At 64.1% G+C, this 25,166-nt stretch carries 22 protein-coding genes and 1 tRNA gene; 8 read left to right on the top strand and 15 right to left on the bottom strand.

Annotated elements, in window-relative coordinates; genetic code table 11:
* Nucleotides 1-61: 61 nt before the first annotated feature.
* Genes WA237_RS08950 through WA237_RS08930 form a run of 5 tightly spaced genes read right to left on the bottom strand, consistent with a single transcriptional unit; the run spans nt 62 to nt 4,119 of the window.
* Nucleotides 62-1,234, bottom strand: coding sequence for a molybdopterin molybdotransferase MoeA (locus WA237_RS08950; RefSeq protein WP_336097407.1), 1,173 nt, complete (start codon nt 1,232-1,234; stop codon nt 62-64).
* Nucleotides 1,231-1,707 carry a cyclic pyranopterin monophosphate synthase MoaC gene (gene moaC / locus WA237_RS08945; protein WP_336097406.1) on the bottom strand — a complete coding sequence of 159 codons (477 nt, stop codon included), beginning with the start codon at nt 1,705-1,707 and terminating at the stop codon, nt 1,231-1,233. The genes WA237_RS08950 and moaC overlap by 4 nt, the downstream gene beginning before the upstream one ends.
* Complete coding sequence (gene trpC, locus WA237_RS08940) at nt 1,707-2,522, bottom strand: indole-3-glycerol phosphate synthase TrpC (protein WP_009814965.1); 816 nt, start codon at nt 2,520-2,522, stop codon at nt 1,707-1,709. Before trpC ends, moaC begins: the two co-directional genes overlap by 1 nt.
* Nucleotides 2,519-3,541 (bottom strand): anthranilate phosphoribosyltransferase, encoded by a 1,023-nt coding sequence (gene trpD, locus WA237_RS08935; RefSeq protein ID WP_216017255.1) that lies wholly within the window; start codon nt 3,539-3,541, stop codon nt 2,519-2,521. Before trpD ends, trpC begins: the two co-directional genes overlap by 4 nt.
* Nucleotides 3,538-4,119, bottom strand: a complete 582-nt coding sequence (locus WA237_RS08930; RefSeq protein ID WP_286905530.1) for an anthranilate synthase component II — start codon at nt 4,117-4,119, stop codon at nt 3,538-3,540. Before WA237_RS08930 ends, trpD begins: the two co-directional genes overlap by 4 nt.
* A gap of 127 nt (nt 4,120-4,246) precedes the next feature.
* Between WA237_RS08930 and WA237_RS08925 the strand changes: the two genes are divergently transcribed.
* A complete protein-coding gene (locus WA237_RS08925; RefSeq protein WP_336097405.1) occupies nt 4,247-5,764 on the top strand; it encodes a divergent polysaccharide deacteylase family protein in 1,518 nt (505 codons plus the stop codon).
* A 10-nt stretch (nt 5,765-5,774) separates the two neighbouring features.
* On the opposite strand, the gene WA237_RS08920 is transcribed toward WA237_RS08925, so the two are convergent.
* Genes WA237_RS08920 through fabI form a run of 7 tightly spaced genes read right to left on the bottom strand, consistent with a single transcriptional unit; the run spans nt 5,775 to nt 13,023 of the window.
* On the bottom strand, nt 5,775-6,335 hold the full coding sequence (locus WA237_RS08920; protein WP_336097404.1) for a pseudouridine synthase: 561 nt from the start codon (nt 6,333-6,335) through the stop codon (nt 5,775-5,777).
* Between the two features lie 54 nt (nt 6,336-6,389).
* The gene (gene trpE, locus WA237_RS08915) at nt 6,390-7,901 is read right to left on the bottom strand and encodes an anthranilate synthase component I (RefSeq protein WP_336097403.1); all 1,512 of its coding nucleotides are present in this window, start codon (nt 7,899-7,901) and stop codon (nt 6,390-6,392) included.
* Between the two features lie 12 nt (nt 7,902-7,913).
* Nucleotides 7,914-9,761 (bottom strand): peptidyl-prolyl cis-trans isomerase, encoded by a 1,848-nt coding sequence (locus tag WA237_RS08910; RefSeq protein ID WP_336097402.1) that lies wholly within the window; start codon nt 9,759-9,761, stop codon nt 7,914-7,916.
* Nucleotides 9,762-9,805: 44 nt separating this feature from the next.
* Nucleotides 9,806-11,014 (bottom strand): aminotransferase, encoded by a 1,209-nt coding sequence (locus WA237_RS08905; RefSeq protein ID WP_336097401.1) that lies wholly within the window; start codon nt 11,012-11,014, stop codon nt 9,806-9,808.
* Between the two features lie 60 nt (nt 11,015-11,074).
* Nucleotides 11,075-11,575, bottom strand: coding sequence for a xanthine phosphoribosyltransferase (gene gpt, locus WA237_RS08900; protein ID WP_009814973.1), 501 nt, complete (start codon nt 11,573-11,575; stop codon nt 11,075-11,077).
* 12 nt (nt 11,576-11,587) lie between these two features.
* Nucleotides 11,588-12,199 carry a LysE family translocator gene (locus WA237_RS08895; RefSeq protein ID WP_336097400.1) on the bottom strand — a complete coding sequence of 204 codons (612 nt, stop codon included), beginning with the start codon at nt 12,197-12,199 and terminating at the stop codon, nt 11,588-11,590.
* Nucleotides 12,200-12,207: 8 nt separating this feature from the next.
* Nucleotides 12,208-13,023 carry an enoyl-ACP reductase FabI gene (gene fabI / locus WA237_RS08890; RefSeq protein ID WP_216017250.1) on the bottom strand — a complete coding sequence of 272 codons (816 nt, stop codon included), beginning with the start codon at nt 13,021-13,023 and terminating at the stop codon, nt 12,208-12,210.
* 167 nt (nt 13,024-13,190) lie between these two features.
* Between fabI and pdxH the strand changes: the two genes are divergently transcribed.
* The 5 genes from pdxH to WA237_RS08865 all read left to right on the top strand — a co-directional run bounded on the left by pdxH (nt 13,191) and on the right by WA237_RS08865 (nt 19,371).
* Nucleotides 13,191-13,796, top strand: coding sequence for a pyridoxamine 5'-phosphate oxidase (pdxH, locus tag WA237_RS08885; RefSeq protein WP_336097399.1), 606 nt, complete (start codon nt 13,191-13,193; stop codon nt 13,794-13,796).
* Nucleotides 13,797-13,936: 140 nt separating this feature from the next.
* The gene (locus tag WA237_RS08880; RefSeq protein ID WP_040618110.1) at nt 13,937-14,467 is read left to right on the top strand and encodes a cold-shock protein; all 531 of its coding nucleotides are present in this window, start codon (nt 13,937-13,939) and stop codon (nt 14,465-14,467) included.
* The gene (locus WA237_RS08875; protein WP_040618111.1) at nt 14,431-14,925 is read left to right on the top strand and encodes a DUF192 domain-containing protein; all 495 of its coding nucleotides are present in this window, start codon (nt 14,431-14,433) and stop codon (nt 14,923-14,925) included. The genes WA237_RS08880 and WA237_RS08875 overlap by 37 nt, the downstream gene beginning before the upstream one ends.
* Before the next feature lie 44 nt (nt 14,926-14,969).
* Nucleotides 14,970-15,046: transfer RNA gene (locus tag WA237_RS08870), tRNA-Pro, on the top strand.
* Between the two features lie 647 nt (nt 15,047-15,693).
* A complete protein-coding gene (locus WA237_RS08865) occupies nt 15,694-19,371 on the top strand; it encodes a vitamin B12-dependent ribonucleotide reductase (RefSeq protein WP_336097397.1) in 3,678 nt (1,225 codons plus the stop codon).
* Between the two features lie 247 nt (nt 19,372-19,618).
* Here WA237_RS08865 and WA237_RS08860 read toward each other — a convergent pair whose 3' ends face one another.
* Nucleotides 19,619-20,119, bottom strand: coding sequence for a hypothetical protein (locus WA237_RS08860; protein ID WP_336097395.1), 501 nt, complete (start codon nt 20,117-20,119; stop codon nt 19,619-19,621).
* 202 nt (nt 20,120-20,321) lie between these two features.
* Here WA237_RS08860 and guaB point away from each other — a divergent pair, with 202 nt between their 5' ends.
* Nucleotides 20,322-21,770 (top strand): IMP dehydrogenase, encoded by a 1,449-nt coding sequence (gene guaB / locus WA237_RS08855; protein WP_216017246.1) that lies wholly within the window; start codon nt 20,322-20,324, stop codon nt 21,768-21,770.
* Between the two features lie 67 nt (nt 21,771-21,837).
* On the opposite strand, the gene WA237_RS08850 is transcribed toward guaB, so the two are convergent.
* Both WA237_RS08850 and WA237_RS08845 read right to left on the bottom strand, forming a co-directional pair.
* Nucleotides 21,838-23,034 carry an MFS transporter gene (locus WA237_RS08850; RefSeq protein WP_336097394.1) on the bottom strand — a complete coding sequence of 399 codons (1,197 nt, stop codon included), beginning with the start codon at nt 23,032-23,034 and terminating at the stop codon, nt 21,838-21,840.
* A gap of 103 nt (nt 23,035-23,137) precedes the next feature.
* A complete protein-coding gene (locus WA237_RS08845; RefSeq protein ID WP_336097392.1) occupies nt 23,138-24,316 on the bottom strand; it encodes an amidohydrolase family protein in 1,179 nt (392 codons plus the stop codon).
* A gap of 297 nt (nt 24,317-24,613) precedes the next feature.
* Here WA237_RS08845 and WA237_RS08840 point away from each other — a divergent pair, with 297 nt between their 5' ends.
* Nucleotides 24,614-25,048: a MarR family winged helix-turn-helix transcriptional regulator gene (locus tag WA237_RS08840; protein WP_336097391.1), complete on the top strand. Its 435-nt coding sequence runs from the start codon at nt 24,614-24,616 to the stop codon at nt 25,046-25,048.
* Nucleotides 25,049-25,166 lie beyond the last annotated feature (118 nt).

Raw genomic sequence — 25,166 nt, 5'->3', positions numbered from 1 at the left:
TGTTCTCGTTTTGTGTCAACAGTGATGGCTGTTGCACTGCAAACGGGGCCTATTGGAGCGGTCAGAGGGGGATATAGTCGACAGTCTCCCCCGCGCGTCGCGGCCCGTCACCCACCGGGCGGATCAGGAGCGCGTTGGAGGCGGCGAGAACCGACAGGAGGGCACTGTCCTGACGGGGCTGGGCGGTGATCGTGTCGCCGTCGAGGATGGCGCGCATGTAATGCTCGCGCGGGCCGTTGGCGGAGATATCCGCCCCGAGGCGCGCCTGATAGCGCGGCGCGGCGCGGGCGGGCAGGCAGAGCATGGCGCGGATCACTGGCGCGAGGAACACATGGCCGCAGACCATGGCCGAGACCGGATTGCCGGGCAGGCCGATCATCGCCGCATCGCCCATGCGCCCCGCCATCAGCGGTTTGCCCGGCCGCATGGCGATCTTGTAAAAGCTCCGCTGCAGCCCCATCGTCTCGGCCACCGGGCCCACGAGATCATGATCGCCCACCGACGCGCCGCCAATGGTGACGATCAGATCGGCATCGGCGGCGAGGTCGAAGGCCATGCGCAGCGAGGTCTCGTTGTCCCGCGCGATGGGCAAGAGCCGGGCGGTGGCGCCGAGGCTTTCCACCAGCGCCTTGAGGCCGAAACTGTTGGAGGCGATGATTTGATCGGGGCCGGGGATCTCGCCGGGCATCACCAATTCGTCGCCCGTGGCGAGAAGCGCCACATTGGGCCGCGCCACAACCGGCACGCGGGCGATGTTCATCGCCGCCAGCAGCGCGATGTCCGAGGGGCCAAGCAGGCGCGGCGCATCGAGGCGCATACCGGCCTCGAAATCGGCACCGGCAGGGCGGACGTAAGCCGCCTCGTCGAGCGCGTCCTTGAGGGTGATGATGTCGCCCTCGCGCGTCACATCCTCTTGGATCACCACCCGGTCGGTGCCCTCGGGCAGCGGCGCGCCGGTAAAGATCCGCACGGCGTAATCCTCGGCCACGAGCCCGTCGAACCCATGGCCTGCCGCCGCCTCGCCGATGACGCGGAACCGGGCCCCGGGAGTGACGCGGGAGGCGGCCACAGCATAGCCATCCATGGCGGAAGCGGCAAAGGGGGGCTGGGTGAGCGAGGTGGTGACAGCCCGGGCCAGCACGCGCTGACCGGCCTCGGCAAGCGGCACCTCTTCCACCGCGCCGGGAGAGACCAGCGCGAAGAGTTGGTCGAGCGCCGTCTCGACCGAGATCATTCGGCGGTGTAGCGGCCGGATTTCCCGCCCTCTTTGAGCGTGACGCGAATGCCGCCGATCTGCATCGCCTTATCCACCGCCTTGACCATGTCATAGACTGTGAGCGCGGCGGTGCTGACGGCGGTGAGCGCCTCCATCTCGACGCCGGTCTGGCCAGTGGTCTTGACCGTGGCTTCGATCTCGACCCCCGGCAGCGCGGGATCGAGCGTCAGTTCGACCGCGACTTTGGTGACGGGCAGGGGGTGGCAGAGCGGGATGAGCTCGGGTGTTTTCTTGGCCCCCATGATCCCCGCCAGCCGCGCGACCGAGAGCACATCGCCCTTCTTGGCGCGGCCTTCAGAGATCATCGCGAAGGTCTCTTGCGCCATGGTGACATGGCCGCGCGCGGTGGCCACGCGCGATGTCACCGGCTTGTCAGAGACATCGACCATATGGGCGTCGCCCTTGGCGTCGAAATGGGTGAGCTCGGCCATCACATCCCGCCGGACATGAGCGGATTTGCCAAAAGCTCGCGGGTGGCGCTGGCCACGTTCTCTTGGCGCATGAGCGCCTCGCCGATGAGAAAGCTGCGCGCGCCGTAGCGGGCCATATCGGCGAGATCCTCAGGCGTGAAAATGCCGCTTTCGCAGACGATCATCCGATCCACGGGCACCAGTTTCGCCAGCTTGCGGGTGGTATCGAGCGTGGTCTCGAACGTGTTGAGATCGCGGTTGTTGATCCCGATCATCCGCGAATTGAGCCGCGTGGCGCGTTCGAGCTCTTCGGCGTTATGCACCTCGAGCAGGGCGTCCATACCCCACTCCTGCGCGGCGGCCTCAAGCTCGGCCGCCTGTTCATCCGAGACGCTGCCCATGATGATCAGGATGCAATCGGCATTGAGGCTGCGGGCCTCGACCACCTGATAGGGGTCATACATGAAATCCTTGCGCAGCGCGGGCAGATCGCAGGCGGCGCGCGCCTCGGTCAGAAAGGATTTGGCGCCCTGAAAGCTCGGCGTGTCGGTCAGCACCGAAAGGCAGGTCGCGCCGCCCTCGGCATAGGCCTCGGCCAAGGTGGCGGGATCGAAATCTTCGCGGATAAGGCCCTTGGAGGGGCTCGCCTTCTTAATCTCGGCAATCAGCCCATAGCCCTGTTTCGATGCCAGTTCGAGCGCCTCGGCAAAGGGGCGCACCGGGTCGGCATTGCGGGCCATGTTCTCGAGCTCATCGAGCGAGACCTGCGCCTTGTCGGCCGCGATTTCTTCAAGCTTGTAGGCCTTGATTTTCTCAAGGATGGTGGGCGTGCTCATGCAGCCTCCGAAGTGATTTTAGCTAATTCTTCTATCTTAGTGCGGGCGGCCCCGCTGTCGATGCTCTCCGCCGCTTTTTCCGCGCCTTGGCGCAACGTGTCGGCATGGCCCGCAACCACCAGAGCGGCGGCCGAGTTGAGCAGCACCGCGTCGCGGTAGGCCCCGGGCGCGCCCGAGAGCAACTCGCGGAACGCCGCTGCGTTCTGCGCCGGATCACCGCCGAGGATCGCCTCGAACGGGTGTACCGGCAGGCCTGCCTCTTCGGGATGCAGCTCGTATTCAGAGATCTGCCCGTCGAGCCCGAGATCCGCGACCCAGCTCACCCCGGTGATGGTCAGCTCGTCCGTGCCGTCGCTGCCATGGACGAGCCAGGCGCGTTCCGAGCCGAGAATGCCCAAGACCTCGGCCATGGGCCGGATGAGCGACCGGGAAAAAGCGCCGGTGAGCTGACGCCGGGCGCCCGCGGGGTTGGTCAGGGGGCCGAGAATATTAAAGATCGTGCGCGTCGCGAGCTCGGTCCGGACCGGGCCGACATGGGCCATGGCCGGGTGATGCATGGGCGCCATCATGAAGGCGATGCCCACCTGATCGAGCGATTTTTCAACCACATTCGGCCCGACCATCACATTGATGCCCATCTGGGTCAGCGCATCGGCCGCGCCGGATTTCGAGCTCAGGTTGCGGTTGCCATGTTTGGCCACCGGCACGCCGCAGCCGGCCACGACAAAGGCAGTGGCGGTCGAAATATTGAGCGTGCCCTTGCCGTCGCCACCGGTGCCGACGATGTCCATTGCGCCTTCTGGCGCGCGGACCTTGCGGCATTTCGCGCGCATCACGGCGGCGGCGGCGGCATATTCATCCACCGTCTCGCCCCTTGTGCGCAGCGCCATCAGAAGCCCGCCGATCTGGGCCGGGGTGGCTTCGCCGTCAAAGAGGATCTGGAACGCGGTTTCGGCCTCGGCACGGGTCAGCGGACGATCGGCGGCCGCACCGATCAGCGGCTTGAGCGCATCACTCATGCCGCCACCGGCATCAGGTCGAGGAAATTCTTGAGCAGCGCATGCCCATGTTCCGAGGCGATGGATTCCGGGTGAAACTGAACGCCTTGAATGGGCAGCGTGCGATGCTGCAGCCCCATGATCGTGCCATCTTCGAGCTCGGCCGTGATTTCGAGACTGTCCGGCAGGCTCTCGCGATCGACCACCAGCGAATGATAGCGCGTCGCCTCAAAGGGCGTGGGCAGGCCGGCGAAGACGCCTTTGCCGGTATGATGCATCATCCCCATCTTGCCATGCACGATCTCGGAATGGCGCAGCACCTTGCCGCCAAAGGCCTGACCGATGGTCTGATGCCCAAGGCAGACGCCCATCAGCGGAGTTTTCGTCTCGGCGGCGGCCTCGGTCAGGGCGAGACAGATGCCCGCCTGATCGGGATCGCAGGGCCCGGGCGACAGCAGAATGCCCGCCGGATTCATCGCCATCGCCTCTTGCACATTCAGCGCGTCATTGCGTTTGACCACCACTTCGGCCCCCAGCTCGCCCAGATAATGCACGAGGTTGTAGGTGAAGCTGTCATAGTTATCGATCAGAAGAAGCATATCGGCTCTCTCGGGGTATTTCGGGGGCTGGCGGCCCGGCCCATCGTCGCGGTATACTTGTTCAGTCTTGGGCAGGAGCGTCAAGAGGGGCAGACCTGCCCACGGGAAATAATGAGGGCGAACGAGCATGGCACGCAAGTTTATCGCAGGGATTTTGGCCGGAACTGTGGTCTCGGGGGTTGGTCTGGGGGCGGCGTCGCTGATGTCACCGCTGCCGGGGGACACCGCACCACAGGCCGGGCGCGCCGAGGTGCCTGCGGGGTCCAAGTTCAACGCCGCGCGCGAGGATGGCGAGGTCACGCTGCCCACCACCGAAGAGACGCCGCAGGCCGGTATGGCCCCCAAGATCGAGAGCGCCAGCCCCGATGATCTGAGCAGCCTGCAAGGGGCGGATACCGACCCTGCCGCCGAGCCGAGCGCCGAGATGGCCGAGCCCACATTGGCCGCGCCCGAGCCGGGCCAAGAGGCCACGGGCATGGCGGGCGAGGTGGAAAACCCGGTGCTGCCCAGCCCGCAAGCGGTCGCGCCCGAAGCGCCTGCCGCCGATTCGGATCTGTCGATTTCCACCGACCCGGCCCAACCCATGGCCCCCCAGGCCGAGGAGGAGGCCACCGGCTTTGCCAGTGCCGAGAGCGGCAGTTTCCCCAGCTCTGAACTGGCCGATGCAGCGACCGCTCCGGAGGGCGCAGGAGCCGTGTCTCAAGAGGCGGGCGCGGCCGAGGATGGCGCGCAAACCCCTGATAGTGAACGCAATGAGGCTGAGCATATGCTGCCCGTGGTGCCAGAGCCCGCGCCGAAAGCGGCCGAGCCGGAGCCGTCGAAAACCGTGGGCAACCTGGCCAAAAATGTCACCACCAACCGGCTGCCCAGCATCGGGGCCGAGACCGAAGCGGCTCAGACAGAGGCGGATACGGCAGAGGCGCTGCCAGAGCTTGCGCCCACGGATCTGCCCGCGATCGAGGCCCATGCCGCCGAGTTCGACAACCCGGAGGGCAAGCCAATGGTGTCGATCGTGTTGATCGATAATGGGCGGTCGCCGATTGGGTTGGAGGCGCTGGCGGCGTTTCCTTATCCGTTGAGCTTTGCGGTCGACCCGAATTCGGACGGGGCGGCGGAGGCGATGGCGCGGTATCGGGCGGCGGGGTTCGAGGTTTTGATCCTCACCGACCTGCCGCAAGGCGCCTCGGCGGCGGACACGGAGACCACGATGCAGACGCTTTTTGCCGAGCTGCCAGAGGCGGTCGCCGTGATGGAAGGCACCGGCACCGGCCTGCAATCAAGCCGCGAAGCGGCCGAGCAACTGGCCCCGATCCTCAAGGAAACTGGTCACGGATTGCTGATGTTTCCCAAGGGTTTGGACACGGCAAGCAAGCTCATCGCGCGCGAGGGCGTGCCGACGGCCACGATCTTTCGCGACTTCGATAGCGATGGGCAGACGGCCACGGTGATCCGGCGCTTTCTCGATCAGGGCGCGTTCAAGGCGAGCCGGCTCGAGGGCGGGGTGATCATGCTCGGGCGGTTGCGGGCCGAGACGGTCAGTGCGCTGCTGATCTGGGGGCTGCAGGACCGGGTGAGCCAGGTCGCCTTGGCCCCGGTGTCGGCGGTGCTCAAGGCCGGAAATGAGGATGCGGTCACACAGCAGTAACACGTCGGTATTACGACTGTGTGGATTTCGCCTCTTGCCAGGTGCCGGGGGCGATGCCGTCGAGCGTCCAATCCCCCACCGACCAGCGCACCAGCCGCAGGGTCGGATAGCCCACATGCGCCGTCATCCGTCGCACCTGTCGGTTGCGGCCCTCGGTGATGGTGAGGCGCAGCCAGCTGTCCGGCACGGATTTGCGATAGCGCACCGGCGGATCGCGTGGCCAGAGAACAGGCGGCGCGATCCTCTCGGCCTGCGCCGGGCGGGTCGGGCCGTCCTTGAGCGTCACGCCCCGGCGCAGCGCCGCGAGGGCCGCGTCATCCGGTTCGCCCTCGACCTGCACCAGATAGGTCTTGGGCGCTTTGAATTTCGGATGGCTGATCCGCGCCTGCAGCTTGCCATCATCGGTGAGCAGCAAGAGCCCCTCGCTGTCGCGATCAAGCCGCCCCGCCGGATAGACGCCGGGGATGTTGATATGGTCCGAGAGGGTCGCGCGCGGGCTGTCGGCAGTGCCGCGATCGGTGAACTGGCTCAGCACGCCGAAGGGTTTGTTGAAGAGCAGAAGCCGGCTCATGCGTCCACGGGCGGCAGACCGTGAAGCAGGCCGGGAAGCTGTGTCCCGGCAAGCTCAGCCATTGCCATTGCCGGTGAACCGTGCCGCATCGGCCGCGGCGCGGCGGATGGCGTTCGATTTATGCACCGTCTCCATATATTCGGCCTCGGGATCGCTGTCATAGACCACGCCACCGCCAGCCTGAATATAGAGGTTCTCGTCCTTCACCACCGCCGTGCGCAGTGCGATACAAACATCCATGTCGCCGCCGGCGCTGAAATAGCCGACGCCGCCACCATAGACGCCGCGCTTTTCCGGCTCGAGCTCGTCGATGATCTCCATCGCGCGGACCTTGGGCGCGCCGGACACGGTGCCGGCGGGCAGACCGGCCAGAAGCGCGCCGAGCGCGTCCTGGTCCGGGGCCAGTTCGCCCACCACATTCGAGACGATATGCATGACGTGGCTATAGCGTTCGATGATGAATTCTTCGGTCGGGCGCACGGTGCCGATTTTGGCAACGCGGCCCACATCATTGCGGCCGAGATCCAAGAGCATGAGATGTTCGGCCAGCTCTTTCTGGTCGGCCATCAGATCGGCCTCGTTGGCGCGGTCCTCGGCAGGGGTCGCGCCGCGCGGGCGGGTGCCGGCTATGGGGCGGATGGTCACTTCGTTGCCGAAGACGCGGACGAGGATTTCGGGGCTGGCGCCCACCACCTGAAAACCGCCGAAGTTGAAATAGAACATGAAGGGCGACGGGTTGGTGCGCCGCAGGCTGCGATAGAGGGCGAAAGGCGGCTGGCGGAAGGGCTGGGTCCAGCGCTGTGACGGGACCACCTGAAAGATGTCGCCAGCGCGGATATATTCCTTGGCCTTCTCGACCGCCTGTTTATAGCCCTCGCGGGTGAAGTTCGACACCGGCGCCGCGTCCTCGCGGGCCTCGCCCAGATCGCGGGTGTTCTGGGGCAGGGCGCGTTCGAGATCGCGCACCGCATCCATCACCCGTTCGGCGGCCTGCGCATAGGCGGCCTTGGCCGATTGGCCCGAGCCGACCCAGGCCGGAGAGACCACGATCACCTCGCCCTTGACCCCGTCGAGCACCGCGACCACCGAAGGCCGCAGCATCAGCGCATCGGGCAGGCCGAGCGGATCGGGGTTCACATCGGGCAGATGTTCGACGAGCCGGATCATGTCATAGCCGAGATAGCCAAAGAGCCCGGCGCTCGCGGCGGGGAGGTCTTCGGGCAGGTCGATGCGGCTTTCCTCGATCAGCGCGCGCAGATTGGTGAGCGGATCGCCCTCCTGATCGGTGAAGGCGTCGCCATCGAACCGGGCGTCGCGGTTGATGCGGCTCGCAGGACCGTGGCATTGCCAGACCACATCCGGTTTCATCCCGATGATCGAATAGCGCCCGCGCACCTCGCCGCCGGTGACGGATTCGAGCAAGAACGCATCGCGGGCCGCGCCGGTGAGCTTGAGCATCAGCGACACGGGCGTGTCGAGATCGGCGGCGAGCCTTGCATAGACCACCTGGTTCTTGCCCGCGGTAAAGCCCGCGGCAAAATCGTCAAAACTTGGGGTCAGATCCACCGGAAGGCTCCGTTATTGGAAGTTCGCATGGACGGCATTGAGCGCCGATTGATCGAGCGTGATGCCCGCTCGGGCGCGAATGTCATCGGCCAGCGCCTGAAACAGATCCTGCGAGAGCGAGTTCGCCGCCTGGTTCTTGAGCACCTGGCTCAGCACCACGAGATCCTGCGCCTCGGCATCGGGCGCGTTGACCGCGTCGAGCCGCAGCAGGAAGAGGCGGCCGTTGCCCTCGACGATTTCCACCTGACCCGGCTCCATCTCGAACACGGTTTCGATGAATTCGCGGGGCGCGTCGACGTCAAAGCCGCGGCGGGTGATGTCCTTGGCGGTGGTGATGTCGGTATAGCCGAGTTCTTCAAAGGATGTGCCCTGGCTCAGCGCCGCGATGTCGGCCTCCGATTGGCTGCGCAGCGCCTCGACGATGGTCTGCCGCGTCCAGGCCTCGGCCAGCGCGTCGCGCACCTCCTCCACCGGCTGCACGCGCGGGGCGACGGTTTCGTCGAGCCGCATGGCGAAGAGGCCGCCATCGTCGAGCTCGATCACCTGCGGGTAGTCGTCGGTGGTGATGGCGGCGGCGGCCTGACGGAAGCTTTCATAGCCGCCGATGCCCTCGGTCACCTCGGGGTGCCAGTCGATCTTGCCAAGCTCCAGATCGGTTTCCTGGGCCAGTCCCTCGATCGTGGCGCCCCCGGCGAGCAGATCGTCGATATTGTCCATGCTGCTTTCGATCACGCGGCGGGCGCGGTCGCCGGCGAGCTCGTCCCGGAGCATCGGTTCGGCCTCTTCAAAGGGCACGACCTGCGCCGCGAGCACGCCGTTGACGCGGAAGAGGGCGGGGCCGAGATCGGTGTCGACCGGGCCGACCACATCGCCAGCCTCGGCGGCAAAGACGGTGTCGCCAGCGGCGCCGAGCTGGGCCCGGGTCACGTCGCCGATGTCGACGTCAGAGAGTTCCAGATCGCGGGCGGCGACCAGATCCTCAAAGCTCGCCTCGCCGCTCTCGATCCGCGCGAGCGCATCGCTGGCGGCGGCAGTGTCGAGGAAGACGAGACGTTCGACAAGGCGGCGCTCGGGCTGGTTATATTCGGCGCTGCGCTCGTCATAGGCGGCGCGCAGGGCGTCCTCGTCGACCTCGACCGTGTCGAGGATCATGTCGGGGGTGAGCCAGGCATAGGTGATCGCCTTGGTTTCGGGCGTGGTGAAGTCGGCCTGATGCGCCTCGTGATAGGCGGCGAGATCGTCCTCGGTGGGCTCGGGCAGGCCGGTTTGCAGATCGGCGCGGGCAAGCACGGCCCAGCTGATGTCGCGGCGTTCGCCGAGGTAGTTGATCAGCGTGTCGCCATAGGCCTCGGGGGCGCGGACCCCGGCCACCACGGCACCTTGCAGCAGCGTGCGGGCGGTTTCGGCGCGCATGTCTTCCTCAAAGCGGGTCTCGTTGAGACCGGCCTGTTGCAGAGCAAATTCATAGGCTTGGCGGTCGAACTTGCCATCGAGACCTTGGAAGGCCTGAATGTTGAGGATCTCGTCGCGGAGGTTTGCGTCGCCGATGGAAATGCCGATGCGTTGCGTCTCATCCTCGAGCGCGGTGGTGGTCACCAGCCGCCCGAGCACCGCCTGATCGAGACCGAGCTCGCGGGCCTGAGCGAAGGAGAGCCGTTCGCCGCGCTGGGCCTCGAGGGCGCGGATTTCATTTTGCAGGGTGCGGGCGTAATCGTTGATGTCGATCTTGGTGTCGCCGACCGATCCGACGCTCTGGACATTGCCAGAGAGATTGGTCACGCCAAAGCCGCCGAGGCCGAGGATCAAAAGGCCCATCAGAATCCAGACGGCGGTTTTCGACAATGTGTTTCCAGACGCCATGAGACCTCGCGCGGCTAAGGTGTTTAAAGGGTGTTCCGGTCTGTCTAAGCCTTGCCGGATGCGGGGGCAAGGGGCAGCGAAACCTGTGACAAACGGTCGAAAAGCTCTGCAATTCCGGCGCGGTCGACATTGGCGAAGGCGATGCGGAGCTGACGCTGACCGGCGGGGTCCTCTTCGGGCATGAACATGGTGCCGGGCAGCACCAGCACGCCGGCCTCGCGGACGAGGGCGGGGGCCAGTTCATTCGAGGGCAGGGCGAAGGGATGCTCGACATAGGCGAAATAGGCGCCGCAGCCGAGAAGCCGCCAGCCGGTTGCTTCGACCTTGGGGAAATGTTCGGAAATGGCGGCGCGGCGGTCGAGGATTTCGGCCCGCTCACCGGCGACCCATTGGCCGAGGTTCTGCATCCCCCAGAGCGCCGCGATCTGGCCCAGCTGGTTCGGGCAGATGGTGACGGTGTCAAGAAATTTCTCTGCCTGTGCAAGGCGTTGTGGTGCGCAGACCATGGCGCCGACGCGGTGCCCGGTGAGCCGGTAGGCCTTGGAGAAGGAATAGAGCTGAATGAGCGTGTCGCCCCAGTTCTCATCGCCAAAGAGATCATGCGGCGCGCCGCTGCGGGCGTCGAAATCGCGGTAGGTCTCATCGACGATGAGGGCGATGCCGTGGCTTTGCGCGAGCTGGTACATGGCGCGCAAGAGTTCGGGCGGGTATTCGACGCCGCCGGGGTTGTTGGGGCTGACCAGCACGATGGCGCGGGTGCGCGGGGTGATGAGCGCCCGGGCGGCCTCAGGGTCGGGCAGCAGATCATCGCCGGTGGCCAGCGGCACAGCCGTCACGCCAACCATGTCGAGCCACATTTTATGGTTGAAATACCAAGGGGTTGGCAGGATGATCTCATCCCCTTCGCCGCAGAGCGTCGAGAGGGTGGCGCAGAAGGCCTGATTGCAGCCGGAGGTGATCCCGACATTGCCCGCAACAATGGTCCCGGAATAGGCGTCAGACCATTGCTTGGCGACCTCTTCGCGCAGCTCGGGCAGGCCCAGAACCGGGCCGTAGAGATGCGCCTCGGGACGGTTCAGCGCGGCATCGGCGATCACCTGACGCAGCGGTTCCGGGGGCGGGTCGACCGGGGCGGCCTGGCTCACGTTGATGAGCGGGCGGTCGGCGGGAAATTCCACCCCGTCGAGCCAGCGGCGGGCCTCCATCACGGGCGGAAAGAACGTGCCTTCGGTACGGGGCAGCGGGCGTGTCATGGCGAAAATTCCCTGTCGGTACTACGTCGGTATCGCGTCGGCAAAGCGACTGTGGCGATTTTAGCGGCCGCGATACGGTTCTACATATTGCAAAGCGAGATCCCAGGGGAAGAAAATCCACGTGTCCTGGCTCACCTCGGTGACATAGGTCTGTACGAGATCGCGGCTCTTGGGCTTGGCATAGACCGTGGCGATATGGGCCTTGGGCAGGAGCTTGCGCACCACTTCGAGCGTGCGGCCGGTGTCGACGAGATCGTCGATCACCAACACGCCGTGACCGTCGCCGATCAGATCCATGTCGGGGGCCTTGGTGATCTGGGCCGCGCCCTGGGTCTGGTGGTCGTAGCTCTTGATCGAGATCGTATCGACGGTGCGAATGTCCAGCTCGCGGGCGATGATCATCGCCGGGGCCATGCCGCCGCGGGTGATCGCCACGAGGGCGCGCCATTCGCCATTTTCCGGCCCCTTGCCATCGAGCCGCCAGGCCAGCGCGCGGGCGTCGCGGTGAAGCTGGTCCCAGCTGACATGGAAGCCTTTTTCATGGGGAAGTTGATCGGTCATGGGGTCGGTCCGTTAACGAGTGAAGAGAAGGCGCAGGCCGAGAAGGCCGAGCACGGCGGCGGCGATGCGGTCAAACAGGGGTTTGAGCCGCAGATAGCCATCGCGGGCGCGCCGCGTCGAGAGCAGGAGGGCAAAGCCGCCATAGGCGAGCCATTCCACCAGCATGTGATTGATCACGATCAGCGCCTTGTCCCCGAGCGGAATGTCGCGCGGGAAGATGACCACCAGCACGGCGGAGGCAAAGAGCATGGATTTCGGATTGGAGAGGTTGACCAGCAGCCCGGCCACAAAGCTGCGCCGGGCGGCGGGGGCGGTCGTCGCCATGGCGGGCAGCGGATCGCCCGCGCGGCGCCAGATGGTGACGGCGAGATAGAGGAGATAGCCCGCGCCCAGCAGTTTCAGCGCTAGAAAGGCCCAGGGAAAGAGGGTAAAAACCGCGTCGAGCCCGAGCAGCGCCAGCGTCGTCCAGAGCGCCGCGGCGAGGCCGAGGCCGAGCCCCGTCATCACCCCGGCGCGGCGGCCCGACACAAGCGTCGTGCGCAGCGCCAAAAGCATGGCGGGGCCGGGGCTGATCAGCGCGGCGAGCAGCGTCAGATTGAAGGCAATGAGCTGCGCGGGCTCCATAGCCGCGCTCAGCCCTTGCCAGTGGCGTCGATATCGGGCGCGTCCACGGCCTTCATGCCGACGATGTGATAGCCTGCGTCGACATGCAGGTTCTCGCCGGTGACGCCGGAGCCGAGATCGCTCAGCAGGTAGAGCGCCGAATTGCCGACATCGTCGATGGTCACATTGCGGCGCAGCGGCGAGTTCAGCTCGTTCCATTTCAGGATATAGCGGAAATCGCCGATGCCGCTGGCGGCGAGTGTCTTGATCGGGCCGGCGGAGATCGCGTTGACGCGGATGCCGTCCTTGCCGAGGTCTTCGGCGAGATATTTGACCGAGGCCTCGAGCGCCGCCTTGGCGACCCCCATCACATTATAATGGGGCATGACCTGTTCGGCGCCGTAATAGGTCAGCGTCAGCATCGAGCCGCCATCGGTCATCAGCTTTTCGGCGCGTTTGGCCACGGCGGTGAAGCTGAAGCAGGAGACATCCATCGTCATCAGGAAGTTTTCGCGGCTGGTGTCGACATAGCGACCGCGCAGTTCGTTCTTGTCGGAAAAGCCGATGGCATGGACGAGAAAGTCGATCTTGCCCCAGGTCTTTTCGATCTCGGCAAAGGCGGCGTCGATGCTTTCGGGTTTGGAGACGTCGCAATCATAGAGATGCGGCACGCCGAGCTGTTGGGCGAGCGGTTCGACCCGCTTGCGGAAGGCGTCGCCCATATAGGTAAAGGCCAGTTCGGCGCCGGCGTCGGCGCAGGCCTTGGCAATGCCCCAGGCAATGGACTTGTCGTTGGCGAGCCCCATGATAAGTCCGCGTTTGCCCGCCATCAGTTGATTTGACATGTCCTGTCCTCGGTCCAGTTCAATCTTTACTGTTCCTTTAGGCCAATGGCATGGAGGCATCAAGACTGGGCAGCGCGAATAGCGTCGCAGTGATGTCATGAAACTATGCGTTAGTTTAAGGCGAATCACCGCGGCCCAGATGTGGAACGTGGAGAAGGGGACGGCAGATGTCCGATCGTACTGGAATTTTCGCAGGGGATGATCCGTTCGAGATCGCGCGGCAATGGCTCGGCGAGGCCGAGGCGAGCGAGCCCAACGATCCCAACGCCATGGCGCTGGCCACGGTGGATGAACATGGGCTGCCCAATGTGCGGATGGTTCTGCTCAAGACGATCGCGGAAGACAGCATTGTTTTCTATACGAATTATGAGAGCGCCAAGGGCCGGGAGATCGACGGTCAGGGCAAGGCGGCGATGGTGCTGCATTGGAAGAGCCTGCGCCGTCAGGTGCGGATGCGCGGGCTTGTGACCCGCGAAGAGGGGCCGGAGGCGGACGCCTATTTTGCCTCGCGGTCGCTGCAAAGCCGGCTCGGCGCCTGGGCGTCAGAGCAGTCGCGGCCACTCGCCTCGCGGCAGAGTCTGATGGCGAAGGTCGCCAAGATCACCGCGACCAAGGGCGTGAGCCCCGATCGACCGCCATATTGGGGTGGCTATCGCATTATACCACTAGAAATTGAGTTCTGGGCCGATGGGGCCTTCCGGTTGCACGATAGGTTCGTCTGGAGACGTGAAAAAATTGGTGACGCGTGGAATATCCTACGGTTGAATCCTTAAATTTCACGCTGCGTGAAATGCAAAATGTAAATAAATTAACAACTAACATGCTTGCAACTCGAGCTTCTTTACAGCAATCTGCCCCTGCATGGGGGGGATACTGTCATGCATGAAATATCAAAGTATAAAGAGACCTATGAATGGCGGATAACGTTCGCAAAATCCGAGGACGTGTTAAATGGTTCGACCCTGTAAAGGGCTTTGGGTTCGTCGTCGCCGAGGAAGGTGGTAAGGACATTCTTCTGCATGCGAATGTCCTTCGGAACTTCGGGCAAAGCTCTGTGGCGGATGACGCCGGGATCGAGCTCGATGTTCAGCAGACGGACCGTGGCGAACAGGCCGTAACCGTTTATGAGATTACCCCTCCGGATCTCATCGAGAATTCGGGACTGGCCGATCTCGAGGATATAGACCCCGAAGTGATCCGCAACGCGCCGCTTGAGCCGGCGCGGATCAAATGGTTCGACAAGGGCAAGGGGTTCGGCTTTGCCAATACCTTTGGCCGGGAAGAAGATGTCTTCGTGCATATCGAAGTGCTGCGCCGCTCCGGGCTTGCCGATCTTCAGCCGGGCGAGGCCTTGGCGATTCGCGTGATTGAAGGTAAGCGTGGTCGCATGGCCACGGAGGTACGCGGATGGGAAAGCGCAGCCAAAATCTTGTCAGAAGACTGAGCCTCGGCGCGGTCCTTGGCCTGTGGGCCGGGGCGGCGATGGCGGCACAATGCCGCGAGGATCAGGTTCATCTGCGCGGCGACTGGGGAGCTGCGCGGTTCACCGTCGAGGTGGCCGATGACCGGGCTGAACGCAATCAAGGCCTGATGTTTCGCAAATCCATGGCGCGCAGTGCCGGGATGCTGTTTGTCTACCCTACAGCCAAGCCTGTGTCCTTCTGGATGAAGAACACCTATATCCCGCTCGATATTCTCTTTGCCGACGAGACCGGCGAGATCAGCCGCATCCATGAGATGGCCGAACCGTTGAACACGGGGCAGATCTTTGGCGGCAACCGCATCCAATATGTTCTGGAGATCAACGGCGGCCTCGCCAAGGCGATGGGAATCGTGCCCGGAACGCGGATTTTCCACCCGGCGATCCAGGGCGACAGCTGCGATCAGGCGCTGTCGAATTAGCACTTTCCAATCAGGGGATTCGGCGCTAGACAGCCGCCATGGTCCGGGGCGTGGCGCAGTCTGGTAGCGCACCTGTTTTGGGTACAGGGGGTCGTGAGTTCGAATCTCGCCGCCCCGACCATCCTCTTTTTATCCCTTAGATAGCAGTGATGAGAGTGGCGCACACTATATGTAGCGTTGCCACATAACATCACTTTGCCCCGCCACCGGCGCGGATCGCGCCCGGATCACGTCGTGATCAGAGGCCAGAGCCGTTCGTGGGCGAAAATTTTTTTCGCGCACAACTTATCCTCAATCAACCTGTCCACCGGCTGGGGATAACCCGGGGGGTGGTTCGTGTAACCGGTGAGCCATCGCGGCTAAACCTGCCGAAAACCGTAGCTTTCGACGGTTGCGCCCGCGGGCCGGGGCGCGGCGGGCTGCGAGAGGCGGGGTGGGGAGGAATCGGAGCCATCGGCGGGCGGCGTTGCGCAGAGCCCATGGGTCAAGATTATTTTGCCGAGAATTGGATAAAAATCCCGTTGACCAAACGAGGTAAAATACGCCACGTTGTGTGAGCCGGTAGGCAAGCTACAATATATAGTGTGGCGCCGGCCGGCGAGGGGCAAATACCCAATCTTGTTACAGAGCTCGGCTCTGGCCTGTGTTTGTGCGCTTGGAACATGTCGTTTCGGCGTCGGGGTGCGTTTGTCTTTCGCCAATCTATTTGGGCCTGTCCGCTCGGGCAGGGTCTGGGTTCGGACGCTGAAGACATGAGGCAGCATAGTTATGAAAATCGATAGAAGATTTACCAAGGCAGGCGAAGACGCATACGCGGCATTGGATTTTATCACCACGAGTTCAGAAATCCGAAACCCCGATGGCACGACCGTCTTCAAGCTCGACGAGGTCGAAGTGCCCGCAGGCTGGAGCCAGGTCGCAAGCGATGTGATCGCTCAGAAATATTTCCGCAAGGCAGGTGTTCCCGCACGTCTTAAGAAGGTCCGCGAAAAGGGCGTGCCGGAATTCCTGTGGCGCTCGGTCCCCGATGGGGAAGGTGTTGAAAAGGGCGGTGAGACTTCGGCCAAGCAGGTGTTCGACCGGCTGGCAGGGGCCTGGGCCTATTGGGGCTGGAAAGGTGGCTATTTCACCACCGAAGAGGATGCCCGCGCCTATTTCGACGAAATGCGCTTTATGCTGGCGCGCCAGATGGCCGCGCCCAACAGCCCGCAATGGTTCAACACCGGCCTGCATTGGGCCTATGGCATCGATGGTCCGAGCCAGGGCCATTACTATGTCGATCACAAATCCGGCAAGCTGACAAAATCGAGCAGCGCCTACGAGCATCCGCAACCGCACGCCTGTTTCATCCAGTCGGTTGCGGATGACCTCGTCGGTGATGGCGGCATCATGGATCTGTGGGTGCGCGAGGCGCGGCTGTTCAAATATGGCAGCGGCACCGGCACCAATTTCTCGTCGCTGCGCGCCGAGGGCGAAAGCCTCTCGGGCGGCGGCAAGTCGAGCGGCCTCATGGGGTTCCTCAAGATCGGCGACCGGGCGGCGGGCGCGATCAAATCGGGCGGCACCACGCGCCGGGCGGCCAAGATGGTCATCTGTGACGCGGATCACCCCGATATTCAGGAATTCATCAACTGGAAGGTCAAGGAAGAGCAGAAGGTCGCGTCGATCGTTGCCGGCTCGAAGATGCATGAGATGAAGCTCAATGACATCTTCTCGGCGATCCGCGCCTGGGACGGCAGCAGCGAAGACGCGGTCGACCCCAAGAAGAACGAGCAGCTCAAGACCGCCATCCGGGGCGCGAAACAGGTGCAGATCCCCGAGACCTACGTCAAGCGGGTGCTGGACTATGCCAAGCAGGGCTATGAGAGCATCGAGTTCCCGACCTATGACACCGACTGGGATTCCGAAGCCTATGCGAGCGTCTCGGGGCAGAATTCGAACAACTCGATCCGGGTCACCGATGCCTTCCTCAAGGCGGTCAAGGATGATGCCGATTGGGCGCTTATCAACCGCACCGATGGCAGCGTCGCCAAGACCATCAAGGCGCGCGACCTGTGGGAAGACGTGGGCCACGCGGCCTGGGCCTGTGCCGATCCCGGCATCCAGTTCCATGACACGGTGAACGCCTGGCACACCTGCCCGGAAGACGGCGAAATTCGCGGCTCGAACCCGTGTTCGGAATATATGTTCCTCGACGACACGGCCTGTAACCTGGCCTCGATGAACCTGCTGACCTTCTTCAAGAATGGCCAGTTCGACGCCGATGCCTATGTCCATGCCACGCGGCTCTGGACCATGACGCTCGAGATCAGCGTGCTGATGGCGCAATTCCCGTCGAAAGAGATCGCACAGCTCAGCTATGAGTTCCGCACGCTGGGTCTCGGCTATGCCAATATCGGCGGTCTGCTGATGAACATGGGCCTCGGTTATGACAGCGACGAGGGCCGGGCGATGTGCGGCGCGCTGACCGCGGTGATGACCGGTGTCGCCTATGCCACCAGCGCCGAGATGGCCGGTGAGCTTGGCCCCTTTGCAGGCTATGAGCGCAACGCGGCGCATATGCTGCGCGTCATTCGCAACCACCGCAACGCCGCCTATGGCGCGAGCGAGGGCTATGAAGCGCTGGCGGTGAAGCCGGTGCCGCTCGATCTGGCGAACTGCCCGGATCAGACGCTGGTCAAGCTGGCGATGGCGAGCTGGGACGAGGCGCTGGCGCTCGGCGAGAAGCATGGCTATCGCAACGCGCAGGCGACCGTGATCGCGCCCACCGGCACCATCGGTCTGGTGATGGATTGCGACACCACCGGCATCGAGCCCGATTTCGCGCTGGTGAAGTTCAAGAAGCTCGCCGGGGGCGGTTATTTCAAGATCATCAACCGGTCGGTGCCGGCGGCGCTTGAAAAGCTCGGCTATGGCTCGGCCGAGATCGAAGAGATCGTGTCCTATGCGGTCGGTCATGGCACCATCGGCAATGCGCCGGGGGTCAACCACACCTCGCTCGTCGGGCATGGCTTTGGTCCGCATGAGCTTGAAAAGATCGACGCGGCGCTGGGCAGTGCCTTTGACATCCGCTTTGTCTTTAACCAATGGACGCTGGGCGAGGAGTTCTGCAAGAACGTGCTCGGCATTCCGGCGGCCAAGCTCAACGATCCGACCTTCGATCTGCTGGCGCATCTGGGCTATTCCAAGGCGGATGTGGACGCGGCCAATGACCATGTCTGCGGCACCATGACCCTTGAGGGCGCGCCGCATCTCAAGACCGAGCATTACCATATCTTCGATTGCGCCAACCCCTGCGGCAAGAAGGGCAAGCGCTATCTCGGGGTGAACAGCCACATCACCATGATGGCGGCGGCGCAGAGCTTTATCTCGGGCGCGATCTCGAAGACGATCAACATGGCCAATGACGCCACGATCGAGGATTGCCAGAAAGCCTATGAGCTGAGCTGGTCGCTCGGTGTGAAGGCCAATGCGCTCTATCGTGACGGCTCCAAGCTCAGCCAGCCGCTGGCCGCGAGCCTGGTGGAGGATGACGACGAGGCGCAGGAGATCTTTGAGAGCGGCACGCCGCAGGAGAAGGCCGCCGTGCTCGCCGAGAAGATCGTCGAGAAGGTGATCGTCAAGGAGATCGTCAAGAGCCACCGCGAGAAGATGCCGGAACGCCGCAAGGGCTATACCCAGAAGGCGATTGTCGGCGGGCACAAGGTCTATCTGCGGACCGGTGAATATGGCGATGGCAGCCTCGGCGAGATCTTCATCGACATGCACAAGGAAGGCGCGGGCTTCCGGGCGATGATGAACAATTTCGCCATCGCGGTGTCGGTCGGCCTGCAATATGGCGTGCCGCTCGAAGAGTTCGTCGATGCCTTTACCTTCACCAAGTTTGAGCCCGCGGGCATGGTGCAGGGCAATGACAGCATCAAGAACGCCACCTCGATCCTCGACTATATCTTCCGCGAGCTGGCGGTGAGCTATCTCGACCGGACCGATCTGGCCCATGTGAAACCGCAGGGCGCGAGCTTTGACGATCTGGGCCGGGGCGAGGAAGAGGGCGTGCGCAACATCACCGAGATGACCGATGATGCCGCCAACCGCTCGCTTGAGGTGCTCAAGCAGATCAGCTCGACCGGCTATCTGCGCAAGCGGCTTCCGCAAGAGCTCGTCGTGCTCAATGGCGGGCAGGGGGCTGTGGCCCGCGCCGCCGGGGGCGATCCGGTGAGCACGCTGCAGACCTTGGTGCCCGAAACCAATACCGCGACGGTGACGACGACCACCTCGGCGGCGGCGGTTGCGGCAGGCAGTGCCACCGGCATGGATGCGCGGGTCAAGGCCAAGATGCAGGGCTATGAGGGGGATCCCTGTGGCGATTGCGGAAATTACACGCTGGTGCGCAACGGCACCTGCATGAAATGCAACACCTGCGGGGCGACCAGCGGGTGTAGCTAAGGGGCCAGCGCGCGGTGCCCTCGGGCATCGCGCGGCCCCGACGAACAGGGCCAGACCGGGACTTTGTGCAGCCGTCCGCAGGTCAGCCCAGCAGGGCGGGTGCGCTCGCCCTGACGGCGCTCAGGCCGCAGGCAGAAACCGGGCGGTACATAGAGTGAGCTTGAGCGGCGAAACTATACGGAGGGCGGTGCCCTCCGTTTTTCTTTGCCCGGTCAAATGTTTGGGGGGCGAAGTTTACCTGCGCCGGTTACTTGTTCTGGGCGGCCCAGCGGTCGAAATCGGCGCGGGTCTTGAGCGGTGTGGCGCAGAGGATGTCGCCGCGCACGAGGTGCTGCAGGCAGTGGCGCGAGATCGGGCGCGCGGGGTTTCCGTCGATGGCGGCGAAGCCGTTCGATTGAAAGAGCAGCGTGCGGACCCGGCCCGAGGGCAGTGTCATGAGGATCACCCGGCCCGCGCGGCCCGCGACGCGGTCGATGGGGCATGGGCGCGAGAGGCGCAGGGTCTGGCCGCGTTTTATCTCGCAATGGGCGATGCCTGCCGAGCAATGGCCGTTGCGCGGGCCGCAATTGGCGAGCTTGGTCAGGCAGAGCTCATCCCCGTCGCAGGCGGCCTCGGCCAGGGCGATGGGCCAGCCGGAGGCGTAATAGCCCTCGCCGGAGACCTGAACCTCAGGTGCGGCGGGCGAGGCGGGCATGGTCGGAAAAGAAAGGCTCAGAGCGGCAGCGGCGGCGGCAAGAAAGGCGGTCATGGGAAAATCCTGAATGCGGTCGATAATCACTTGGGCATAAGGCGCACGGCCGCTTTTGCAGATCCCGCCTGCCAAGGCCCGCGCGCCATGGCCAAAAGACTAGACCGCGCCCGGATCATGCTGCAACCGCGAAAGCCCTTTTCATTCCGGGCCGACCGTGTAATAGGGAAGCGCCAAACGACCCCTGCCATGGAGATGCGCAATGGAGATTCGTGAGGCTCTCACCTTCGATGATGTTCTTTTGGTTCCGGCCGCGTCCAGCGTGCTGCCCAGCACCGCCGACACGCGCACCCGCGTGACCAAGAGCATTGCGCTCAACATTCCGCTGCTCAGCTCGGCCATGGATACGGTGACCGAAGGCCGGATGGCGATCTGTATGGCGCAGGCGGGCGGCATGGGCGTTATTCACAAGAACCTTGGCGTCGAAGAGCAGGCCCGCGAAGTGCGTCGCGTGAAACGCTTTGAGAGCGGCATCGTCTATAGCCCGGTGACGCTGCGCGTCGATCAGACGTTGGCCGATGCCAAGGCGCTCGTCGAGCGGTATAATTTCACGGGCTTTCCGGTGGTCGATGAAAAGGGTCATGTGGTCGGTATCCTCACCAACCGCGACATGCGTTTTGCCAAGAGCGATGACACGCCGGTCAAGGTGATGATGACCTCCGACAATCTCGCCATGCTGGCCGAGCCTGCCGATCTCGAAGAGGCCAAGAGCCTGATGCGGGCGCGGCGGATCGAAAAACTCTTGGTGCATGATGGCAAGGGCAAGCTCACCGGTCTGTTGACGCTCAAGGACACCGAAAAGGCGGTGCTCAACCCGACCGCCTGCAAGGATGATCTGGGCCGTCTGCGCGTCGCCGCCGCCACCAGCGTTGGCGACAGCGGGTTCGAGCGGACCGAGGAGCTCGTCCGGGCGGGTGTTGATATTGTCGTCGTCGACACGGCGCATGGCCATTCGGCCGGTGTGATCGAGGCGGTGCGCCGCGCCAAGGCGCTGTCCAATGAGGTGCAGGTGATCGCGGGCAATGTGGCCACTGCCGAGGCGACCCGTGCGCTCATCGATGCGGGCGCGGATGCGGTCAAGGTCGGTATCGGGCCGGGCTCGATCTGTACCACGCGGATGGTGGCGGGCGTCGGTGTGCCGCAGCTCACCGCGATCATGGATTGCGCCCGTGCGGCGGGCGATGTGCCGGTGATCGCCGATGGCGGCATCAAGTTTTCGGGCGATTTCGCCAAGGCGATTGCCGCCGGGGCGTCTTGTGCCATGGTCGGCAGCATGATCGCCGGGACCGATGAAAGCCCCGGTGAGGTGATCCTCTATCAGGGCCGCAGCTTTAAGAGCTATCGTGGCATGGGCAGCCTTGGGGCGATGGCGCGCGGCTCGGCCGACCGCTATTTCCAGAAGGATGCGGCGAGCGACAAGCTCGTTCCCGAAGGGATCGAGGGGCAGGTGCCTTACAAGGGTTCGGCAGGCGCGGTGATCCATCAGCTCGTCGGCGGTCTGCGGGCGGCCATGGGCTATACCGGCTGTGCCACGGTCGAAGAGATGCGCCAGAATTGCGAATTCGTGAAAATCACCGGCGCGGGGCTCCGCGAGAGCCATGTGCATGACGTGCAGATCACCCGCGAGAGCCCGAATTACCGGGTGGGCTAAGGCCCCCAGAGGGATGAGACAGAGAGGGGCGGGGCCGGTGGCCGCGCCCTTTTTTCTTGGCCGGGGCTTAAGAGCGGGGCGAGCGGCGCGCGTCCCAAAGGGTCAGCATATAGATCGCGAGCCCAGCGGCCGACAGGCCCGCGCCGACATAGCCCGAGGCCGGAAAGCCGTAGCCCGCCAAGAGCACCTTGGCGGCGAGAAACGGCCCGACGGCATTGGCCACGTTGAAGGCCGCGTGATGGAGCGAGGCGGCCAATTGCTGGGCCTCGCCCGCGACCGACATCAGCCGGATTTGCAGCACCGTCGAGATGCCGCCCAGCACGCAGATGGCAAAGAGCCCGAGGGCCATCGGCCAGAGGCCTGAGGCGGCGAGCGTTGGGTAGAGCAGCAGCAAAACCGTGCCGAGCCCGAGGCAGAGAAAGGCGCTGGCGTTGAGATGGCGGTCGGCGAGCGCGCCTGCCAGCAGGTTGAACACCGTCATGCCAAGCCCCGCGACGCCGAGCATCACCGCCACGGCGGTCTCGGAGCCGCCGAGCGTCGTCTGCACCGTCGAGGCGATATAGGTATAGACCGCAAAGAACCCGCCAAAGCCCACCGCGCCTGTGGCCAGCGTGAGCCAGACCTGCCGGTTGCGCAGGGCGGAAAGCTCGCGCAGGGGCGAGGCGGCGCTGTCGGCGGGGCTCGGGGGGGCCTTGCGCCAGACGGCGAAGGCGGTGGCGAGCGACAGCAGGCCGACCAGCAGATAGGCCGAGCGCCAGCCGGTGATCTGGCTCATGAGGCTTGCGGCGGGGACGCCGATCGTGGTGGCGATGGTCAGCCCCATCATCACCCAGGCCACCGCCGTGGCGCGTTTGTGAGGCGGCACGACCGAGGCCGCGACCAGCGCCGAGACGCCGAAATAAGCGCCATGCGGCAGGCCCGAGAGGAACCGGGTGAGCGTGAAGCTCGCATAGTTCGGTGCGAGGGCGGAGAGCGTGTTGAACAGGGCAAAGGCCAGCATCAGCCAGATCAGCATCGCCCGTTTGCGCAGCCGCGCGCCGGCCACGGCGAGCACCGGCGCGCCCACCACCACGCCCAGCGCATAGGCGCTGATGGCGTCGGCGGCGCGGGCCTCGGAGACGCCATAATGCGCGGCGAAATCGGGCAGGAGCGCCATCGAGGCAAATTCGGTGGTGCCGATGGCAAAACCGCCCAGGGCGAGGGCAAAGAGCGCGGCATTGGGCGAGATGTCGCCCGGCGCGTGGGAGAGCGCGGTGTCGGTCATGGGGATCGCTATGGCTTGTGGCAGGCACGGGACGAGAGGCGGGGCAGGCCCCGTTTCCCCCGTGCTAAACCGCCCTGCGGGGCGTCACAAGCCCTTGATCCGCCTAGCCGGTCACGATCTCGGGAATGCGGCCGGCGGGGGGCGTGTTGCGGCTGCGCTGTGAGGTGACCTTGCCGTCGATCACGGTCATGCCGATGCCGGGCAGGTTGCCGAGGCTCACCGATTCAAGGAGGTCCTTGCCAGGGGCGTGCTGGGCCTGATCCATCAGGACGAAATCGGCGCTGTAGCCGGGTTCCAGCAGGCCTACGTCCAGCTCGCGCTGGCGGGCGGTGTTGCCATTGGCAAAGCAAAAGGCGGTGGCCGCATCGACATGGCCGAGGCTCGACAGCATGGCGACCATGCGCAGGATGCCCAAGGGCTGCACGCCCGAGCCTGCGGGGCCGTCGGTGCCGAGGATGATCTGGTCGAGCTTGTCCAATTCGCGGGCGGTGTTGAGCGTCAGAAGGGCCGCGCGTTCATTGCCGTTGTGGACGATCTCGAGCCCCTTGGTGCAGCCTTCGCAGAGGCAGATGATCTGATCGTCGGGCAGGGCGGAATGGCCGCCGTTGATATGGCCGACCACATCGGTGCCGGTCTCGAGCACCATATCGGCGTCGATGAGACCCGAGCCCGGGATCGAGGGGCCGCCGGTGTGGATGGTGGACTGAATGCCATATTTGCGAGCCCAATCAACCATTTGCCGGGCGGTCTTGCCATCCTTGACGGTGCCGAGACCGACCTCGCCGAGATATTTGACACCGGCGTCGGCGAGATCTTTGAAATCCTGCTCTTCCATGCCGTGTTCGATCACCGGCGCCCCGGCGTGGACCTTGACGTCGGAGGGGCGGAAATTCTCGTACCAGCGCTGCGCCGCGATCGCCATGGCCTTGAGCCCGATGATGTCCTTGGGGCGGCCGGGCATGTGGACTTCGCCCGCCGAGATCATCGTGGTGACACCGCCGTGCAGCGTGCTGTCGATCCAGTGGAGCTGTTGCTGGCGCGGGGTGTAGTCGCCGACCACCGGGTGCACATGGCTGTCGATCAGCCCCGGTGCGAGGGTCACGCCATGAGCATCGATGAGCGTATCGGCGCCCTCGGTGTCGAGGTCTTTTTCATAGCCGATCTCGCTGATCTTGCCATCCAGCGCGATCACGCAGTCGCCATCGGCGATGGGGGCCTCGATCTTGCCGGTCAACAAAAGGCCGATATTGCGGATAACCAGTTTCTGGGGCGTGTCGCTCATCTCTTGATCCTCTCCGGCGCAAGGCGGTAAAAATTCTACGCAATAGTTGTTTGCATACTAATGGCGAAAGCTTGTATTGCAAGATCAAGCATCGCGCCCTCGGGCGGGGTGGGTCAAGAGGCCCTGCGTGGTCCGGGCCAAACCCCAGACGTTGCGCAGTTGGAAACCTGTGATAACCTCGCAGAACGGTGGGCGTCTGGCCTGTGTGTTTGGCCTGAGCCGCGGACCGGTTTTGTGACAGGTTACGAGTATGAAAAGGAGTGAGTGAATGGGGCGTCAAACAAGATGGAAACCCGCATGACGACTGAAGTATCTGAGGCAACGCAGTATGTTCTCGACGATCAGGTCGGTTATCTCATGCGGCTTGCCGCGCAACGACACGCGGCGATCTTCCTCGCCAATAGCAATGTCGATCTGACGCCGACGCAATTTGCCGCGCTGGTGCGACTGGCCGAGGTCGGCGAATGTTCGCAAAACGAGCTTGGCCGCAAGGTGGCGATGGATATTGCCACCACCAAGGGCGTGGTGGATCGTCTCAAGGACAAGGGGCTTATCCAGTCGCGGCCCGATCCCAATGACAAGCGTCGGGCGCTTTTGTCTCTGGTGCCGGGGCAGGAGGCGTTCATCGCCGGGCTGCATCGGGCGGGGCATGAGATTTCCGCCAAGACGCTTGAGCCGCTCACCAAGGCCGAGGCCGAACGGTTTCTGCGCCTGCTGCGCAAAATGATCTGACAGGGCAAGGCCCAAGCTGTGGCCCATCACGGGTGCGGCCGCAGCTTGGCGAAATCTGTTGACAGGTTAGGTTCAGTATTTATGTTAGCATACTAACGAAACTGGAGAAGCCTTGGGG

The organism is Roseovarius sp. CH_XMU1461 (assembly GCF_037027165.1).
Taxonomy (GTDB): domain Bacteria; phylum Pseudomonadota; class Alphaproteobacteria; order Rhodobacterales; family Rhodobacteraceae; genus Roseovarius; species Roseovarius nubinhibens.
Note: the sequence above shows the minus strand (reverse complement) of the source record. Positions and strands in the feature narration are given on the sequence as shown.